This window comes from Actinopolyspora lacussalsi (assembly GCA_030803735.1).
Lineage (GTDB): Bacteria > Actinomycetota > Actinomycetes > Mycobacteriales > Pseudonocardiaceae > Actinopolyspora > Actinopolyspora lacussalsi.
The window spans coordinates 3,292,147-3,307,512 of record JAURUC010000001.1 but is presented as its reverse complement, the minus strand read 5'-3'; the positions used below and the strand labels follow the sequence as shown (position 1 = coordinate 3,307,512).

Genomic DNA, 15,366 nt, shown 5'->3' with positions numbered 1-15,366 from the left:
GTTGCGTGGATTCCTCCGCTTGGTGCTGCGGGGCACCGGATGTCTCGTTTCGCCCCCGAGCGGCTTACGGGATTGCTACGTTGCCGAAGCGACGATCGTTCGTTCGGGGAGGACTTCGTGGGTGACGGTTATCGCGTCGACATCGAGAAACTGACGAGGCTGATCAGCGATCTGGACCACGCCGCAGACGACATCACAGCGGCGAACAGGGCGCTCGGCGATGCCAGAGGTCGCGACCTGGGCAGCCCCGGCATCGACGATGCCAGCGAGGGGTTCCGGGAACGCTGGTCGCACGGCATCGAGAAGATCGCCGAGGGGGCGAAGGCCACCAGCGACGCGTTGGGGTCGGCACGCGAGACCTACGCCAAGCTCGAACAGGAGGTCGTTTCACTGCTCGCCTCCGCTGTCTCGCAGCAGTCTTCCTCAGACGGCTCCGGAGGACAGGGATCGCAGGAGTCGCAGGGTGAGATGTCCGCCATCGAGCAACGTATGGCGGGACAGTGACGCCCGCGGAGAACACAGTGGACATATCGAGCCGGTGGATCGAATGATCGACAACCTGGACGAGTGCTTACAAGGACGACAATGAGCGGAAACTCCGAGTACCCGGCACTGGGCTTCGATCCCGCCCCCGGAACCGTCGCCACGGTCGAGTCGGTGGCCACCGACCTCGGGAACGTGGCCACCAGGATGGGAAGCGCCCACGAGGCGCTGTCGAAGATCAGCAGTCAGGAAGGGCTGTGGCAGGGCAAGGCCGCCGAGGCGTTCCAGGACACCGTGGGCGAATTACCCAAGTACCTGCAGCAGGCGCACCGTTCGCTCGGTGACGCCTCACGGACGCTCACGCGGTGGTCGCACGACCTGAGCTCGTTCCAGCAACGAGCACGGGACTACGAAGCCAAGGCCGCCGCCGCGCGAAAACGTCTCCGCGAGGCGGAGTCGAATCCGGATCTGAACCTGGCCAACCAGCGGTTCCCGGACCAGGAGTCCTTGCAGCAGGCACAGCGCCGACTGGACGCCGCGCAGGCGACGTTGCGTGAGGCCGACAACGAGCTGCAAGCGATCCTGGACCAGGCCAAGCGGCTGCTCGCCCAGCACGAAGAGCTCGCCAAGCAGGTGGAGAACGCGTTACGCCGCGCCACCGACGAGGCTCCGGAGAAACCCGGCCTGCTGGAACGTCTCGGCAACGCGCTCGAAGAACTCGGCGAGAGCATCAGCGAGGTGGCGGACCGGGCCTGGCAGTGGGTCGAGGACCACGCCGAGCTCCTGAAACAGATCGGCGACGTGCTCAGCACCGTGAGCACGGTGCTCGGTGTCGTCGCGATCGCGACCTCCTGGATCCCAGGAGTCAACGCGGTCACCTCGGCCGCCGCCATAACCGTCAGCGCCGCCGCGCTGGGAACCAACGCGCTGGCCAAGGCCGGTGGTGCCGATGTCTCCTGGGGAAAGATCGGTATGGACGCCATCGGAGTCATTCCCGGTGGGCGCCTCGTCGCCGGTGCGAAGAACGCGGCGTCACAGGCAGGAAGAGTCGCCTCGGCGTCCAAAATACCGAGCAAGCTCGGTAAAATGGGCGATATCGTAACTGGGACAGGAAAAGTCACCGTAGATTCAAGAGTGATTAAGAATGCCACAGGTGTCGAAGGGAAAGTCGATATAACCCCTGTGACCAACGCGGAGCTCATGGCGAAGCCCACTGAGGCGATCCAAAATGCGGCTACGTTCACGCACGCGAAGTCGGTTGATTTGCTGAACAAGTTCCCCGGGGTTGAAGTGAAAGATCCGTTCTCTGCCGTTGGGATTCTTGCGGGGAGTGGTGTGGAGTCGGTCAAGAAGGTGGCTATCAACGAAGGATTGCAGCATGCTTCGAGTCAGGCTGAGTCCTACGTGCAGCGGAAACTTGGATGAGGTTGTTCGATGACGGTTGCGAATAATGCTGACCACGAACCTACTGGTCACGAGCAAGTGCGAAAGTTTATCGATGAGTGGGGGGTAAACTCTTGGGGTGAGCACTGCCAGGCTATCTATTTTAAATGGGAAAGATTTGATCTGGAAAATTTTGCTGGCCGTCAGGAATTTGGTACAAAGCCCGCCTGGTTTAGTGTTTTCGCTCCTGTTGCTTTTTTTGTCCTGAGTCCGATCATTGTTGCTTTCGGAGTTATTCGTGAGTGGCTAGAAGTGTTCGGAGTAGTTAAGGAAAAACCCAAAAAGGAAAAGAAAACGGGCGTCATCTCCGTCTCCGGTTCGAAGAGCAATCCCGGCCCGACCTCGTTGATCGACACGGTGAAACGCACGCAGCGCCGGTTGTGGCTGGTGGTTTCCCACTCGCGGGTGGCGGTGGTGGTGCTCAACAAGCCGGACAAGCCGCCGCGTGTGGTGTGGCAGAGCGACGAGTCCTCCTCGGTCCGGTTCCACCACGCCTCGCAGCAGAGCATCGAGGTCGCCTGGCCGGACGGTTGCCGGGCGTACTTCTGCCCCACCATCGAGGAACGCAAGCTCATTACCCGCTTCGTCAACGCCACCTGGAACAACGAACCGCGATGACCGACATCACCGACGACGCCACCGATACCGCTCAGGAAGTACCCCGCTACTCGCTGGTGCTTCCCGAGGGCTTCATCGAACTTCCCGAGGGGGAGCCGACCGAGGAGAAGCTGCACGCGCTCGCCTCGGCCGTAGCGGTCCGGTTCGGGCTCCCCGAGGACACCGAGATCGATCAGGGGCTGGCCGGTGTCGCGGCGATGCTGATGACGCTCGGCGCCTCCGCCGAGGCGGGCGGGGCGCACTACAACGCCGCCGCCGTCTTCCGATCGGCCCAGGAAGCGCAACGACCGTTGATGGTCGTGGTCAGCTGCTTCGTGTTCGGCTCGGAACGAACCACACGGCACACCGCCGTTGCCGCACTGGAGCAGTACTACGGCAATCAGTCGGGCACGGAGGTCGAAGTGGTCGAGCTCCCGGCTGGTGAATCCGTCGTGACCCGTTCCGCCACCCCAAGCACCGTCGAAGTGGGCGAGGAAGCCGTCGAGCTGACCAATCACGCGATCACGGCGTGGATTCCCAGTCCTTCCGTGTCGGACATCCTGGGGGTTTCGGTCACGAGCAACAACACCGAGGACTGGACCGACATCGTGGACCTGGCCCAGGGGATATTCGAAACGGTCGAATGGCTGCCGTACGAGGACGACACCGCCTGAAAGTACGGCACGGTGAACGGAGCCCCTTATCGGGCGACCCCACGGTTTTCGCCTGAACTCCTTCGCGGTGTGCGGCATCACCTGATGCCGAGTCCCGCGTAAATTTCTCGCGAAATGTACGAACGACTACGAACGGCACCGCTGAGCCCGGGAGACTCGGGGCGCTACTGGAAGAGCCCGGCGATGGGGCCGGGTAGCTGCTCGACGGTGTCGGAGGTCTCGCCGGCGGGAGCCCACTGACGCAGCGTGGTCAGCACCGCCCTGACCTGGTCCTCGGTCGTCTCCAGATCGGTGGTGGCGATCTCGCCGCTGACGCGGTCCAGGAATTCGAGCTTGTTCAGCGAACGCGCCTGCCCGCTGCGCTGCGAGAGTTCGTTCCGCAGCTCCTCGGGCAGCCCCTCGGCGAGTTCGTCGACCTGTCCGGCGCTGACGGCCTCGGCCAGCGTGGTCAGGGTGGCGCGAGCGACGCGGGACGCCTCGTCCGCCGAGGACATGCCCGCGCTCTGCCGTACCTGCTCGGCGAAGTCGCGCATGGGCTCGCTCTGCCAGATCTCTGCCATCGAACTCCTTCATCGGATCGTTCCGCCTCCCGCCCCGAAACCGGAGAGGTCTCCTCGGGTCGGCTCTACAACGCAGTGCCCACGCCGACGTGGTCGATAAACGTGATCTGCCTCACTCTGTGGCACTGTGTGGGTTTGCCGTGCTGTGTGCGGGGCATGCACATGCCAGTGGCTGTGATCGACGTGTGAGCACTACTCGCGAGTGTTCGGTTCGATCAGCAGGACGGTCCTTGGAAGCGAGAGAGGGGAACGAAGATGGACTTGACGCGGCTGCGGTCGGTCTACGAGAGCGAGGGACCGTTCGCCACGGTGTACCTGGAGGGACGCTCCCCGAGCGAGGAATCGGGCGAGCAGCTGCGACTGCGGTGGCGTGACCTGCGGGAACGGTTGGCAGGTGCCGGAGCCGGTGACGCGGTGCTGGACGCGCTCGAAGCGAGCGTGCTGAATGTCGAGTACGGCGAGGAGCAGGCCAACGGGCGGGTGCTGGTGGCGACCGAGAACGACGGAGTGCTGCTCGCCGAACCGTGGGACGCCGCCCTGGGGGCCGGTGACGCGCAGTACTGGACGCGGCTGCCGGAACTGGGCGCCTACGTTCGTGAGGAGTGCCGCTCGGTGCGCATGCTGGTGGTCATCGCCGACGAGCAGGGCGCGGTGGTCCGGCAGGAGGTGCTGGCACAGCAGCACCATCCCCGGGAGTTGGGCAGCGAGACCGTCGAGGGCGGCGCCGAGACCGACACGCACAAACCCCGTGGCCAGGCCCTGTCGCACAAACAGCTGCAGCGCCGTGCCGAGCAGGCCGTCGAGCACAACGTCGAGGACATCGTCGCGCGGCTGCGCACCATCGAGGCCGAGTTCCGGCCGCGGCTGCTGGTGCTGGCAGGGGAGACGCAGGCCCGCACCATGGTCCGCGACAAGCTCACCGAGCGGCTGGCCGAGCTGCGCGTGGACGCCGACCGCGGCGGTAACCAGGACGAGGCGGCGGAGCAGGCACTTGCCGAACAGCTGCGCGAGCTGGCCGAGAAGGAGAGCGCCCGCAACGCGCAGGAGCGCGCCGAGCAGCTCAACGCGGGACTGGCGCACGGGCAGGCCGTGCACGGTGACCACCCCGTGGCCCGCGCCGCCGAGATGGGCGCGGTGGACACCCTGCTGCTGGAGTACGGCACCGGAACCGAACGCGAGGCGTTCCTGCTCAAGGCGTGTGCGGAGACCAGTGCCCGGGCCGATCTGGTGGAGTCCGGCACCGGCCTGGCCGAGGGTGTCGGAGCGCTGCTGCGCTTCCCGATCGACAACTGACCGGTGGACCTGTCCGCCGTCCGGTCGCGAAGGTGCTCGGTCGGCGGAACCTCCGGCACGGCTTTCGCTGCGGGGAGGCCCGACATCGGGTAGGTACTACACAACGTCGGGCCTTCCTCGCGAGAGCCGTATGTCGCTACTCAAGAGCGGCCCAACGCCGCAAGGCGCCGCCTCACGTGCCGGCTAACCGACCACCGACGCGAGCTCCGCCATGGCGCATCAGTCCCGAACGGGCGCGTACGGCGCGATGGGGTTGTCCAGCATTCCCGCGATCTTCAGCGCGCTCGCCGGGTCCTGCAGATCCACCATCTGCTGGTTGTTGCCGAGCTGCAGCCGGTTGAGGCAGGACAGCTCGTACTGTTCGGCGAACAGGTCGTACTCGCGGAACCGGTTCCGCAGCTCCGGCGCGGCTGCCTCGTAGCCGGCCACGCACTCGGCCACCGTCCGCCAGAAGTCCCGCTCGTCCAGCAGCCCGTGCTCGTGCGTGATCGAGCACAGGAAGCGGAAGAAGCAGTCGAAGATGTCGGTGAACAGCGAGAGCGCCCGCAGGTTCTCCGGCACCTCGGAGCGGATCCGCTCGATCTCGGCCGGGAGTTCGGTCTCCGGCTCGATCACGGCGACCTCCTCGCCGATGTCCTTGAGCAGCGCCCGCTTCGGCACCCCGTCCTCCAGCACCAGGATGATGTTCTCGCCGTGCGGCATGAACACCACGCCGTAGGCGTAGAAGCAGTGCAGCAGCGGACGCAGGTAGGCGTCCAGGTAGCGCCGCAGCCAGTCGGCCGGTGCCAGCCCCGAACGGTTGATCAACGTGCCGACCAGGGGCTCGCCGGACTCGTCCACGTGCAGCAGCGCGGCCATGGTGGCCAGGCGCTGCCCGTCCCGCAGCTTCGGAACCGGGCTCTCGCGCCAGAGCGCGGCCAGCATCTTGCGGTACGGCGAGTCCTTCGCGGCGGCCGTGTAGTACTCGTTGTGGTAGCCCACCGCCGCGCGTTCCCGCAGGATGTCGAAACCGGAGTCGCGCAGCAGCTCGTCACCGGCGACCAGCTCGCCCACCCAGTCGTTGATGGCCGGGGTGGCGCGCATGTACTCGGGCGAGAGCCCCCGCAGGAAACCCATGTTCAGCACCGAGATCGCCGTCTTGACGTAGTGCCGCTCCTGCGAGTCGGCGTTGAAGAACGTGCGGATGGACTGCTGCGGCAGGTAATCGTCGTCCCCGTCGCCGAGGTGGATCAGGTTGCGGGTGGCGAACTCCGCCGCGAACGTCACCGGCAGCTTGTTGTCCCACTGCCAGGGGTGCACCGGCACGAACAGGTAGTCCTTCGGATCCAGCCCGAACTCGCGGATCCGCTTCTCGAACCGCTCGCGGGTCGATTCGTCCAGTTCGGACCGCACGAGTTCCTCGTAGTCCAGCCCCGCCGAGGTGCTGAAGCCGACCCGGTCCCGGTGCGCGGCCAGCCACACCAGCCTGAGCGGCACTCCCGCCTCCGGCGCGTACTTCGCGGACTCGGCGAGGTCGAAGCCGATCCGGCCGCTGTTGGCCAGAAAGCACGGATGACCCTCGGTCATGCCGGACTCGATCGCCTGGAACCCGGCGTCCAGCAGCTCTCCCGAGCTCGCCCGGGGTTTGGCGAGTTTGAACGCGTCGCTTTCCAGTGTGCTGCTGATCTCCTCCAGGTACACCGGCAGCAGCCCGTCGTGCAGCCCCAGCGTGTCGCGCAGCTCCAGGAACAGCTCCATCGCGTCGAGCGGCAGTTCCGCGCCGTCGCGGTGCCGGGTGATGCTGTCGGTGTCGATCGACCAGTGCCGCAGGCTCCCGATCCTGGCCCGGAAGTGGTAGCGCACCCTGCCGTCGTCGCTGCCGACCACGTAGCGCCCCTCCCCCGTCGGTGTGGGGTTGAGCAGCCGTTCGTGCGAGAGCTCGGCCAGCGCCTTGCGCACCAGGCGTCGGTTCACCAGCCGCCAGTGCTCCGGAGTCAGATGGCCCGCGGGCTCGTGCGTGCCGGGGTTGCCGGAACTCACCGTGATACCTCCCCCTCGGTCGAACCCGCGGTCCTGCTCGCCAGGTAGTCGGCGCGGGTGCAGATGCTGAGCAGTGCTTTCTTCTCGGGCAGCGAGACGGTGTCGACCACTTCGAAGCCGACCTCCGCGTTCAGCGCGTGCACCGAGGTGTTGTTCACGTCGGGTTCCACGACCACCCGCCCGGTCGCGGGGTCGGTGAACAGCATGTCCATCACCGTGGTCAGCACGGCGCGGGTGAAGCCGTGCACCGGCATGCCGGTGGGCGCGGCGAGGAAGTGCATCCCCACGTCGCCCGGCCGCACGGGATACAGCTCCGCCAGTTCCGAACGGGCCGGGTCGTACCGCTCGATCAGGAAGGAGGGAATCCCGTTGTGCAGGCCGACGAACGCGTCGTTGCCCGGGGTAGCCTCGATGGTGCGGAACTGCTGCCGCACGTCGGCCGGCTCGGCGTCGAGCATCAGCCAGAAGGCCGACTTCGGGTGGGTGAGCCAGCCGTGCAACAGCTGGGTGTCCTCATCGGCCGATACCGGGCGCACGGCGAACTCGCCCAGCCGCTCGTCCGTGCGTTCGAACACGATCTCGGTCATGCCGCCGACTCCTCTCGTGCCGGTTCGGTCCGGGCCGGTCCGAGGTCGCCGGGAGCGCCGAAGTCCTGGAAGGCGATGGAACGCTCGACCGGGTAGTACTCCTCGCCGAGCATCCCCTGGATGATGCGCGAGTTCCGGTACGCGGCCATCCCGAGGTCGGGGGTGACGAAGCCGTGCGTGTGCAGCTCGGCGTTCTGCACGTAGATCTCCTCGCCGGTCGGGTCCACGCCGTAGCCGCGGCCGACGTCGAACCTGCCCGACTCGTCCCAGCTGATCCGGTGGGTGATCGGCCGCAGGAAATCGGGTGTGCGGTACCGGTATCCGGTGGCGAGCACGAGCCCGTCGGTGTGCAGGGTGAAGTCCTCCTGCTGCTCCCACTGCCGCAGTCCCAGCGTGTAGCCGCCGTCCGCCGGGTGGTGTTCGGCCGAGGTCACCTCGGTGTTGGTCAGCAGCCTGGTCGGGCACGGTCCGGCCACCCGCTTCAGGTAGAGCAGGTCGAAGATCTCGTCGACCAGTTCCGCGCTGATGCCCTTGTAGAGGCCGTGCTGCTGCGCGAGCAGTGATTCCCGGGTGCTGTCCGGCAGCGAGTAGAAGTAGTCGACGTACTCCGGCGAGGTCATCTCCAGGGTCAGCTTGGTGTACTCCAGCGGGAAGAACCTGGCCGAGCGGGTCACCCAGTTGAGGGTGTAGCCGTGCTCGTCGATCTCACCGAGCAGATCCCGGTATATCTCCGCGGCGCTCTGCCCGCTTCCGACGATCGTGATGCTCTGCTTGCGGACCAGCGAGTCGCGGTTGTGCAGGTACCGCGACGCGTGTATCGCGTCGCCGTCCAGGTCGCGGCACGGTTCGGGGACGTGGGGCGGGGTTCCGGTGCCCAGCACCAGCCTGCGCGCCCGGTGCGTCTCGGTGCGTCCGGTCGCGACCTCGGTGGCGTGCACCAGGTAGACGTCCTCGCTCGGGTCGTGGTCGATGCGGTCTACCCGGTGGCCGAACCGGACGCTGTCGAGCTTGCGCGCCGCCCAGCGGCAGTACTCGTTGTACTCCACGCGGGGCGGGAACCAGTCCGCCCGGATGTAGAACGAGTAGAGCCTGCCGACCTCCTTGAGGTAGTTCAGGAAGGACAGCGGAGAGGTCGGATCGGCCAGGCTCACCAGGTCTGCGAGGAACGGCGTCTGCAGGGTGGTGTCCCGCAGCATCATCCCGCCGTGCCATTCGAAGTCCGGTTTCTCGTCCAGGAAGAGCCCGTCGAGTTCCGCGATGGGCTCGGTCAGGCAGGCCAGACCGAGGTTGAACGGACCGACCCCGACGGCTACGAAGTCGTAAGTGGGGGACATGGAGTTTTCCCTTCGGAAGTCTCGGTCAGCTCGCACGGCGTTCGGGCTCCGCCTCGGGCGTACCGGTCAGGTACCGGTTGCCGTGTTCGACGATGAGCTCGCACACCTCGGCGATGTCCCGCAGCGTGGTGCGCGGGTTGAGCAGGGTGAACTTCAGGTAGGTGTTCCCGTCGACGACCGTCTCGGCCACCATCGCGGCGCCCGAGCGGTACAGCGCGTCGCGCGCGTGCAGGTTGACCCGGTCGCAGAGCTGTCCGTCCGCGTCCGCGGCGGGCACGTAGCGGAACACCAGGGCGCTCAGCTCGGGGCGGTTGACCACTTCGAAGCGCGGATCGGCCCGCAGCATCTCCCAGGTACGTTCGGCCAGGTCCAGCACGTCGTCGAAGAGCCGCCCGAGCGCGTCCGGGCCCATGATCCGCAGGGTCAGCCACAGTTTGAGCGCGTCGAACCGCCTGGTGGTCTGGATGCTCTTGTCCACCTGGTTCGGGACCCGCTCGGCCACGTGGCGCTCCGGGTTCAGGTAGTCCGCGTGGTAGGTGGCGTGCCGCAGCACTGATCCGTCCCGCACTAGTACCGCGCTGGAACTCACCGGTTGGAAGAACGACTTGTGGTAGTCCACGATCACCGAGTCGGCGCGCTCGATCCCGTCCAGTCGGGCGCTCTCCCGGGAGACCAGCAGGCCGCAGCCGTATGCCGCGTCCACGTGCAGCCACACCTCGAACCGCTCGCACAGCGCCGCGATCTCGGAGAGCGGGTCGATGCTGCCGAAGTCGGTGGTGCCCGCCGTGGCCACCACGGCCATCGTGGTCAGTCCCGCCTCGTGGCAGCTCCGCAGCCGCTCGTGCAGCTCGTCGGTCCGCATGCGCCGGTGCTCGTCGGTGGGAACGGTCAGCACCGAATCAGCGCCCATGCCCAGCAGTTTCGCCGCTTTGACGACACTGAAGTGGCTGTCGGCCGAGGTGAGGACGCGCAGTCGCGACAGCTGTTCGACGCGGTCGGTCTCCGGATCCCCGGTTCCGTTCTCCGCCGCGTGCCGTTGCAGCGCCTGTTCTCGGGCGACGAAGAGTCCTTGCAGGTTGGACTGGGTGCCGCCGCTGGTGAATATCCCGTCCGCGGTCGGACCGAAGCCGATGCGGGCCGTGGTCCAGTCGATCAGTCGCCGCTCGATGAGCGTGCCGCCGGTGCTCTGGTCCCAGGTGTCCAGTGAGGAGTTGATCGCCGAGCCGATCGCTTCGCCGAGCAGGGCGGGAATGACGATCGGGCAGTTGAGGTGGGCCAGGTAGCGCGGGTGCTGGAAGTAGACGGCATCCCGCAGGTAGACCCGTTCCAGCTCGTCGAGCGCGCTCTTGGTGTCCGGCAACGGTTCGTCCAGGTCGATTCCGCCGATGACCGGTCCGAGCTGATCGGGGGTGACTCCGGTGGTGGGCTGGTGGCCCGGGTCCAGGAGTTCGCCGATCACCCGCTGCACCCCTTCGGTCACCGAATCGCGGTACTGCTCGGTGTTGTGTTCGTCCAGCAGGTACGACTTGGGGTCGACGGACTGTGCCGATGTCGCAGCGGTCTGCTCGGCCGGTGGTACGAGGAAACTCACGAACCGTCCTCCTCGGTGCTGGGTGTGCGGTGCCGGATGGCCTGCCGGGGTCGTGCGCCGCATCGCGGCTTCGAGTTCCTCGTTGCGAGGTCAGCCACCGTGTCCGGCGCGTCGCGACCGTGTGGAATTAGGTTAGCCTAATTTTCTGTGAACTTAGGCTAACCTATATCGCGCTCGCTGTGGCGTGAGTCCGTTCACGTCGGACTATCGGGCGAGTGGCGGTGTCGTTCTCGCGGGGCGGGGCGGCAGTGAATGACCGGAAGGGAATACCCGACACGGCCGGTTGCACTCCCAGAGTGTGGGAAGAGGAGCCGTGAACCGGGTCCCCTGTGGCCGTTCGGCCGTCCTCGAACCGCCGTCCCGGCAGCCTCGATTTCCCGCGAAATCGCCGCGCAGTTGGGGAGGCGCGGCGGGCGTTCGTCGATTTCTCGCGAAATCGCCGTGCTACTTCGACGCAGGCCGAACCCCGACCACCCTCGCCGTCGGCACCGCCGCGGGTTCTCCGGTGCGGCTCTCGCGAGGACGGCCCCGACGTGGCGTAGTAACTACTCGATGTCGGGGCACCCGCAGCGAGAGCCGTGCCGGAGGTTCCGCTGAGAGAGCCCCTGCCACAGCGACCGCGAAATTCCGGTCACCCGGAGCGGTCGCGCAGCCCGCGTATCCGTTCCAGCAACCGCTCCACGTTGTTCCTGCCGGAAACCGCCTCCTCCAACCTGCGGTTGACCAGCTGCAACTGCCGGTTGCGTTCCGCCGAGTCCAGTTTCAGCGCCTGGTCGATCTCGCGGAGCTCGCCCTCGATCGACTCCATCCGCTTGCTCAGTGCCTCGTCGAGCGCGAGCGACAACTGCTGTTCCGCCTCGATGAGCTGCTCGGAGACCAGTTGGTCCAGTGCTGAGCGCGCTTCGGAGATCGCGTCGCTGAGCCACTGCTTCATGTGCTGTTTGTCGGCCGCGTGCTTGCGGGTGCGGGCCATCCACCAGCCGGCCCCGAGCCCCAGCACGATCGTCACCGGCAGCACCACGGGATTCAGCGCTCCGACCCCGATACCGGCCAACGGCATCGCCGCGGCGCGGCCGACTCCCAGCCCGCCGGAAACGCCCATGAAAACCAGCAGTTTGTCCTCGGCGGTGGGTGGCCTGCTCTCCGGCGGGCGCAGCGCCACCGGGGAGCGGCTACCGCGTGCGAACTGGGCACGGATCACGTTCAGCTCCGCCTCGCCGAACAGTTCGGCCAGCGAATCTCGGGCCACCTTGTCCAGGCGGCCCGAGAGCAGGGTGGACACCCGCGTCGAGACCAGCTGCAGCGCCGAGTCCACCTGTCCGGGCAGCAGGGCCAGCTTGTCCTGGTCGGCGGTCTCGATCTCGCGGCGGAACCAGCTCTGCACCTCGCGCACCCGGTCGGTGACCTCGTGACTGGTCTCCACGCGGGTGCGCTGAATTCGCCCGCGCAGTTTGACCTGCCAACCCCGGGTGGACGACCGGCGCGCCGTCGCGAGCTCCTCCCGCCTGGCGCGCAGCGACTCCACCTCCTTCTCCCCGGCGGTGAGCGCCCGTTTCTCGTTCTCCAGGCCGGAGACGATTTCGGTGAGCACCGTGGATATCCCACGCATGGTGTTGGCCTCGCCGAGCATGGCGGAGTGGCCGGCGACCAGTTGCCGCAGCGCGGAACGCAGCTCGTCCACACCGGAGCGTTCCCGCAACATCGCCGTGCTCTCCGGCTCGGAGGAGCGTGCGGCGAGTTCGGCCATCCGGGCCGAAACCGGATATATCGGTACTTCGGCGAATCGCGGGGCGTGCGTGGCCAGCAGCTGCCGGTTCTCCTCCAGCACCCTGCGCCAGCCCCGGTGCCGATCCGTCTTGGTCAGCGCGAACAGCACGGTTTCCACGCGGTTGCTCACGCTGTGCAGGAAGTCCAGCTCGCCGCGACTGAACGGAGCCGAGGCGTCCGCCACGAACAGCAGCGCGGTCGCGGAAGCGGCGGCTTCGGCCGCCAGCTCGCCGTGCACCGCCTGCAGGCCGCCCACTCCCGGTGTGTCCACCAGCGTGAGTTCTCGCAGTGGTTCCAGCGGAGCGTCGACCCTGATGTATCTCGGTGGCAGCTCACCTGCCGGGAGTTCGCCCGCTCCCGAGGACCAGGCGCCCAGCTCGTCGATGTCGAACCGTACCGGTTCCTGTTCGCCGGGGTAGCACGCGTAACCGGCCCACTCGGTGCCGTGCTGGAACCACAGGTAGGTGGACGTGGCCACATCGGCATCCACAGGGGACAGATCCTGGCTGTCCAGCAGGGCGTTGACCAGTGAGCTCTTTCCCCGATTCGTCTCGCCGACCGCCACCACACCCGGAACGGCCGTGCGCGAGTTCCTGATGCGCTCGATCCACTCGGCAGCCTCGGTGTCGACCTCCCGCACCAGCGCGGTCAGGTTCTCCCGGGTCTGCTTCACCTGGGTGGGCAGTTGCGAGGCCGCCGCCGCGTCGGCGCCCGGCAGGTTCGAGATCGGAGAGTTCGTGGTCATGACGCGCCGGACTCGCCGGAGGTCGTCGGTTCCGCACCGGAACTCTCGTGGTTCGATCGGTAGACCACCACGACGGGCGCCCGCAGCATATGTCCCCGATCGGAGAACCCGAGAACCTCGGTCTCCGCGATGACACCGTCCAGCGAGTGGTCGCCGGTGGCGACCGTGCCCCCCGCCTCGTGCCTGGTCGGGTCGAACCGTTCTCCGTCGGGACGTAACGCGGTTACCCCGACAGTGCTCATGCCCTCCGTCAGCCGTTCGGTGACGCCCGCGCTGCGCGTCCGGTCGAAGGCGTACATGCACAGTTCGATCAGCTTTTCCCGTTCCGCCAGTGCCTGGTCCAGCGGGTCGACGAGCGATTCGTTGCTCAAAGTGGCCATCAGTGTTTCCGAACTCCGTTGCGGCTTGCCCAACCCCAGGTCTCGGCCGAGGGACGCGGTATCAAGCCCCTGCTGCCGCCGTATTGGACGCGGCGGCGAGGCGTTCGGTTCCACCCGCGTGAGGAATTCCCACGCTCCGTTGGTCTGCAAGGGCGCGCCGACCTCGCGGCACGGGCGGGAAGGCTCGGCGGGCAACCGAGCACTGCTCGACGCGTCCGAAGAGTCCGGTCACCCGCGTGTCCCGCTGCGCAGCTGCTGCCACAGCAGGAAGTAGGCACGGTGCACCACGTGAGCCACCCGGCTCTGCGCCGGGGTGGAGCCCAGCGACGCGAACGAGCGCCACCAGTTGGCGCGCTCCATCGCGTACTCGATCATCCGGTCCGGGTTTCCCCCGAGCATCCCCAGTCGCTCGGACGGGTTGTTCGAGGCTCCCAGCCGCAGCACCTCGTCGAGCAGATCGCTCGGCAGCGTGACCTCACCCGAGGAGATCAACGTCAGCACCTCCAGCAGCCGCAGCTGGTGCGCGTCGGGCCGGGCCAGCAGGGCTTCGATCCCGTCCTGGATCCGCCCGCGTTCCGCCGGGTCATTACTCCGCTGCGCCACCGCCGTCATCGACGACAGTCCCGCCGCCGCCTTGATGCCGTCCGCCCGGGCGCGGAAGACCGTGTTCAAACCGCGTGAGACCTCGGACAGGCCGGAGGACTCGTGCAGCACCCGGCGCAGTCCGCCCGCCGTGATGTTCGGGTCTGCGGCTATGGCCTCCAGGGCACATCCGATTCCGTAAAGATCGAGCAGCTCCAGCAGGCGGGCCCGAGTGCCCGTCGGCACGTCGCACTCCCACCCGGTGAACAGATCCGCGGAGATCAACAGGGTTTCCCTGGTCGCCTCGTCCAGCCCGGCCAACCGATGCAGCGCCTCGGCGTCGGAAGCGGTGAACCTCCCCGTCTCGGCGGTCTCCGCGAGCAACCCGACCACCGGGAGCACGTCGGTCACCCGCGGTCCGAGCTGCCGGGCCTGCCTCTCCGCCAGTAGGCTCGCCGCGTGCCAAACGCTGCCGTCGCTGTCGCGCACCGACTCCGGCTCCACCGTGTCCGCCTTGTTCAGCACGGCCAACGCGTTCGCCGGTCCCGCCGGGCGGTTGCCGGTCGCGGCGCCGAACGAGCTCAGCGCCCGCTGGTCGTCGGCCCGCACCGACTGCGTGACGACGTAGAGCACGGCCTCCGCCCCCGCAACCGCGCTCCGCGACACCGGGTCCAGTGATTCGGCACGTTCTTCCGGCTCCGCCGTCCCCGGCTCCGCTGTTCCGGAATCGCCCAGCACAGCCTCGGTGCGTGCGACCGAGGAGTCGTCGGTCGAGCCCAGCCCCGGAGTGTCGATCACCGTCAGGTCGCGCAGCACCTCGTTGGTCAGGTATGCCTCCAGGTGCGAGACACGTTCCCGCTCCACCCCCAGATCGGCCGGGATCGCCCCGTCTGGGCTGAACGGCAGAAACCGCTTGCCACCGTCGCGCAGGATCACCTCGACCCGGTCCACAGTGCCGTACCGGAAACGGGTCACCACCCGCGTGCACTCGCCGACGTCGGTGGGCGCCACGTTGCGCCCGATCAGGGCGTTGACCAGCGTGGACTTGCCTGACTTGATCCTGCCCACCACCGCCAGCTGCAACGGTTCCCCGAGACGGAGCAGCACCTCGTGCAATCCGTTCGCGGTGTCCGCGCCGACCCTGCCGCGCAGGTCGGCGCACAGTCGCGCCACCGCGTCCGACAACGGCCCGCGGGTTCGCTGCGTAGTCAACGGGCTCCTTCCGGGCGAGGCGCTGTCGACCCTCTGCCTCTCAAGTATGACCTCGATTTCGACTCCGGAATGAGGCGATCGCCGACTCACCTGGCATAG

At 67.2% G+C, this 15,366-nt stretch carries 13 protein-coding genes; 5 read left to right on the top strand and 8 right to left on the bottom strand.

The window, feature by feature from the left end:
• Positions 1-117: 117 nt before the first annotated feature.
• The 4 genes from J2S53_RS14790 to J2S53_RS14775 all read left to right on the top strand — a co-directional run bounded on the left by J2S53_RS14790 (position 118) and on the right by J2S53_RS14775 (position 3,197).
• Positions 118-504 (top strand): hypothetical protein, encoded by a 387-nt coding sequence (locus J2S53_RS14790; RefSeq protein ID WP_130468572.1) that lies wholly within the window; start codon positions 118-120, stop codon positions 502-504.
• Between the two features lie 81 nt (positions 505-585).
• Positions 586-1,908, top strand: a complete 1,323-nt coding sequence (locus J2S53_RS14785) for a putative T7SS-secreted protein (protein WP_456241454.1) — start codon at positions 586-588, stop codon at positions 1,906-1,908.
• 9 nt (positions 1,909-1,917) lie between these two features.
• Positions 1,918-2,544 carry a hypothetical protein gene (locus J2S53_RS14780; RefSeq protein WP_456241453.1) on the top strand — a complete coding sequence of 209 codons (627 nt, stop codon included), beginning with the start codon at positions 1,918-1,920 and terminating at the stop codon, positions 2,542-2,544.
• Positions 2,541-3,197, top strand: coding sequence for a hypothetical protein (locus J2S53_RS14775; protein ID WP_456241452.1), 657 nt, complete (start codon positions 2,541-2,543; stop codon positions 3,195-3,197). The genes J2S53_RS14780 and J2S53_RS14775 overlap by 4 nt, the downstream gene beginning before the upstream one ends.
• A 164-nt stretch (positions 3,198-3,361) precedes the next feature.
• On the opposite strand, the gene J2S53_RS14770 is transcribed toward J2S53_RS14775, so the two are convergent.
• Positions 3,362-3,757: a DUF2267 domain-containing protein gene (locus J2S53_RS14770; RefSeq protein WP_456241451.1), complete on the bottom strand. Its 396-nt coding sequence runs from the start codon at positions 3,755-3,757 to the stop codon at positions 3,362-3,364.
• Between the two features lie 255 nt (positions 3,758-4,012).
• On the opposite strand from J2S53_RS14770, the gene J2S53_RS14765 reads away from it, so the two are divergent.
• Positions 4,013-5,050 (top strand): baeRF2 domain-containing protein, encoded by a 1,038-nt coding sequence (locus J2S53_RS14765; RefSeq protein ID WP_456241450.1) that lies wholly within the window; start codon positions 4,013-4,015, stop codon positions 5,048-5,050.
• 219 nt (positions 5,051-5,269) lie between these two features.
• On the opposite strand, the gene J2S53_RS14760 is transcribed toward J2S53_RS14765, so the two are convergent.
• From J2S53_RS14760 to J2S53_RS14730, 7 genes are all read right to left on the bottom strand, one after another.
• A complete protein-coding gene (locus tag J2S53_RS14760; protein ID WP_456241449.1) occupies positions 5,270-7,069 on the bottom strand; it encodes an IucA/IucC family protein in 1,800 nt (599 codons plus the stop codon).
• Positions 7,066-7,656, bottom strand: coding sequence for a GNAT family N-acetyltransferase (locus J2S53_RS14755; RefSeq protein WP_456241448.1), 591 nt, complete (start codon positions 7,654-7,656; stop codon positions 7,066-7,068). Before J2S53_RS14755 ends, J2S53_RS14760 begins: the two co-directional genes overlap by 4 nt.
• Positions 7,653-8,990: a lysine N(6)-hydroxylase/L-ornithine N(5)-oxygenase family protein gene (locus J2S53_RS14750; RefSeq protein WP_456241447.1), complete on the bottom strand. Its 1,338-nt coding sequence runs from the start codon at positions 8,988-8,990 to the stop codon at positions 7,653-7,655. Before J2S53_RS14750 ends, J2S53_RS14755 begins: the two co-directional genes overlap by 4 nt.
• A gap of 25 nt (positions 8,991-9,015) precedes the next feature.
• The gene (locus J2S53_RS14745) at positions 9,016-10,581 is read right to left on the bottom strand and encodes a pyridoxal phosphate-dependent decarboxylase family protein (protein WP_456241446.1); all 1,566 of its coding nucleotides are present in this window, start codon (positions 10,579-10,581) and stop codon (positions 9,016-9,018) included.
• Between the two features lie 631 nt (positions 10,582-11,212).
• Complete coding sequence (locus tag J2S53_RS14740; RefSeq protein WP_456241445.1) at positions 11,213-13,093, bottom strand: dynamin family protein; 1,881 nt, start codon at positions 13,091-13,093, stop codon at positions 11,213-11,215.
• Positions 13,090-13,473, bottom strand: a complete 384-nt coding sequence (locus J2S53_RS14735) for a nucleotide exchange factor GrpE (RefSeq protein WP_456241444.1) — start codon at positions 13,471-13,473, stop codon at positions 13,090-13,092. The genes J2S53_RS14740 and J2S53_RS14735 overlap by 4 nt, the downstream gene beginning before the upstream one ends.
• 228 nt (positions 13,474-13,701) lie before the next feature.
• Positions 13,702-15,267 carry a dynamin family protein gene (locus J2S53_RS14730; RefSeq protein ID WP_456241443.1) on the bottom strand — a complete coding sequence of 522 codons (1,566 nt, stop codon included), beginning with the start codon at positions 15,265-15,267 and terminating at the stop codon, positions 13,702-13,704.
• Positions 15,268-15,366 lie beyond the last annotated feature (99 nt).